Origin of the sequence: Streptomyces sp. OfavH-34-F, from assembly GCF_022347745.1 — a bacterium.
GTDB lineage: Bacteria > Actinomycetota > Actinomycetes > Streptomycetales > Streptomycetaceae > Streptomyces.
Genome location: NZ_JAKRGC010000485.1, coordinates 1 through 3,300 on the forward strand (window position 1 = coordinate 1; position 3,300 = coordinate 3,300).

At 75.2% G+C, this 3,300-nt stretch carries 2 protein-coding genes; both read right to left on the minus strand.

The features are described 5' to 3' along the window. Window positions 1-963: glutamate synthase-related protein (locus MHW47_RS33690; protein ID WP_239227648.1), on the minus strand; the 963-nt coding region annotated here is incomplete at its 3' end. Continuing rightward, window positions 960-3,300, minus strand: a 2,341-nt coding sequence (locus MHW47_RS33695; RefSeq protein ID WP_239227649.1) for an amino acid--tRNA ligase-related protein, incomplete at its 5' end; no start/stop codon positions are given. The genes MHW47_RS33695 and MHW47_RS33690, both read right to left, overlap by 4 nt.

Below are 3,300 nucleotides of genomic sequence, written 5' to 3' on the forward strand. Positions count from 1 at the left end.
GGCGAGCGGCAGCCCGACCTGGTCGAGGAAGACGCGGGGCGCCCAGCCGGTGCCGCCCTCGGCGCCGTCCACGGTGACGGCGTCCGCCCCGGCGGCCCACGCGGTGCGCGCGGCCTCCCCGATGTCGCGGCCCGGATGGAACTTCACCCAGGTACGGGCCCGGGGGAAGTTGTTCCGCATGAACCGCAGTTGCTGGCGCAGGATCTCGTCCGTGAACGTGCCGGGCGTGGCGCAGCGCAGCCGCCGCTCGTCGTCCGCGCCGAACACGTCGGTGACCGTGAACCGGCCCGCCAGCCGCGCCGCCTCCTCGCCGGAGACGACGGTCATGCCGCCGAGGCCGGGTTTGGCGCCCTGACCGGTCTTCAGCTCGAAGGCCAGACGCCCCGACGCGAGGAGCGACCGGGTTGCGGGGTCGCTGTAGAGGAGGTTCCAGACCTCCGAGTCGGCGTCCTCGGTGGACTGCTGGACGACGATGCCGCCGGTCCCCTCGGGGACCGCTTCGAGATAGGCGTCGATACGGGCCAGGAGGGCGGAGCGGGCGGCGTCGCCGCCGCGCCGGTAGCCGTGGACGGGGACCATGTTCTCCCCGATGACCATGGGGATGCCGAGCCGGCCCGCCTGCCGGGACGCCTGGACGGCGAGGTCGCCGCTGCCCGCGCGGGTCGAGCCGAAGGCCGACACGTACAGCGGGAGCGAGGCGGTGAACCCGCCGACCCGGGCCGTCAGGTCCACGTCGCCGAACTCCGGTTCGCGGGCCAGGTCGATGAGCTTCTCCAGCCGCTCCGGCATGAAGACGGGCGGCACGATCCTGGCCCGGTCGAGCGCGTCACCCCCGTCCGTACCGCCGGGGCCGAACAGTTCGGCCCCGTAGGCGCCCGGGTCGGGGAACACCTCGGCGGTGCCGCGGCGGGCGCGGGCGCGGATCTCGCGCTCGGGGAAGCCGGCCGCGCCGAGGGCGCTCACGGGGCCACCACACCGGGGAGCTTCGGGTAGGCGCTGACCTGCCACAGGGCGTCGAGGCCGGTCAGGAAGCGGACGAGCCGCTGGAGGCCCATGCCGAAGCCGGCGCTGGCCGGGATGCCCTCGCGGGCCTCCTTGAGGTACCAGGCGTACTTGGCCGGGTTCTCACCGCTCTCCCGCATCCGGGTGACGATGGTCGCGTAGTCGGACTCGCGTTCGCTGCCGGAGACCAGCTCGCCGTAGCCGTGCGGGGCGATCAGGTCGAAGTTGCGCAGCACGCCGGGGCGTTCGGGGTCCTCGCGGTCGTAGAAGCCGCGCGAGCCCTTGGGGTAGTCGTTGATGAAGAACGGCCGGTCGCTCTCCAGCGAGAGGAGGCGTTCACCGGTCCAGTCGATCTCGCTGTCCGGGCTCTGCGGATGCCCGGCCGCCAGCAGCCGGGCGACGGCCTCCTGATGGGTGCACACGTCGTACTTGCCGCCCCGCACGTCCGCGAAGTCGGCCTCCTGGCGCCCGAGTCCGGCGAGCACCTCGGGCACGGCGCTCCACACGTGCTCGGCGACGCGGGTGAGCAGCCCGGCGGCGACCTCCTGGGCGTCCTCGCGACTCGCGCCGGCGATCTCGACGTCGATCTGGTGGAACTCGACCAGATGGCGCCCGGTGGTGGCGGTCTCCTCCGGCTCCACGCGGACGTTGGGCGCGATGTAGAACAGCTTCGGGAAGCCGTGCAGGGACGCCTGCTTGTAGAGGATGGCGCTGGTCATCAGCTTGTACGGGCGCCCGTAGTAGTCGACGTCCAGGGCCTTGGCGCCCCGGCCGCCCGGATCGGTGACGGGCCCCACCAGCGGCGGCAGCAGCTCGGTGAAACCGGACTCCCGCAGGTAGTCGCGGGCCGCCCGCAGCGCCTCCTGCTGGACGAGCATGGCGGCGCGCAGCCGCGGGGAGCGCAGGTGCTCACCGAGCGGGGGCGGCAGCGCGGGGCCTGCGGGCTGCGGGGCGTGGTCCATGACGGGCTCCTGTTCGTGGCGGTGGAGAGGGAGAGGGAGGACGGGGACGGGTGGCCGGTAGGCGGTGACGGGGTCGGGCGGTGGCCGGTCGTAGCGGTCGGCCATGTGGTGCAGCGCGGTGAGCAGGCCGTTCGCGGTGAGCGGCGCGGCTCCGACCGGGGCGTCCGGGCGAATCGGCATCGCGCCCGTGTCCGACCAGCGCAGCCGCCCGTCCGCGCCGATGACGCTGCGGGAGCGGCCGGCGTTGTCGGGGTGCAGGCAGAACGGCACGTCCAGCAGCCCACGGGCGAAGGCGGCGGGCAGCGCGCGGGCCAGGTCGGGGTGGAGCCCGAGGACCGCCTCCACCAGGGTCCGGGCCTGGGCGTAGACCTCGGAGTCGTCCGGGCCGCCCGGTTCCGGCGGAGCGGCGAGCGCGGCGGCCGCGGCGGCGGTCTCCAGGGCGCGGACGTTCTCGCCGACGGTCGGGATGCGGCGGGACTCGGCGGTCGTCTTCACCAGGAGCCGGTCCGCCCCGGCCCGGACCGCCAGGCGCGCCGACGCCTCCAGCAGCCGGGTCGCGCCGCGTTCGGTGCGCGGGTAGACGCCCATGTAGGTGTAGAGGACGACGTGGTGGTCCACGCCCGGCGGCAGGAACTCGCCGGCCAGGCGGCGCAGCGTCCGTACCGCCTCCTCGTCCTGGCCCGGATCGGTCTGCTGGGCGTAGCTCAGCGAGACGCTGCGCAGGCCGTGCTGGGCGAAGAACAGACACTCCAGCACGCTCGTCGCGACGAGCAGGGCGGGCGGGCAGAGCTGGCCGAGCAGACAGCCGCCGAAGCTCTCCAGATGCGGCACGGAGCCGGGGCGGGCGCTCGCGGCGAGGAGCTCGCACCCCTGCGCCCAGGCGGCGACGGACTGGCGCAGCGGGGTGCGGCCGTAGGGCAGGCAGTAGGAGACGGGCCCGCCCTCGGTCGCGTCCAGACCGGCGGCGACCAGCGCCCGGATGATGGCCTGCGGCCGGGCGGAGCCGTGCCGGACCTGTACGGGGAAGGCGGCGTCGTGGACGCCGTCGAGCAGGGCGCGGGTGACGGCGAGCGGGTGGGCGGCGATCGGGTAGCCGTTGAGCCCGGCCCCCTCGGCGAGGGCGGCACGGGCCCCGGCGAGGTCCCCGACGCGGGTGTAGCTGTCGATGGTGAGGGTGCCGGCGGTCGTCGCGGTGGCGGCCCTGGTCCGCTCCAGCCCGGCCCGCATGGTGCGCGGGTCGGCGAAGCCCATGCGGGGCTGGACGACCAGCCGCCCGGAGCCGGCGGCCGCGGCGACGAACGCGCCGAAGGGGAGGGGGGCGTCGACGGCGGGGGCG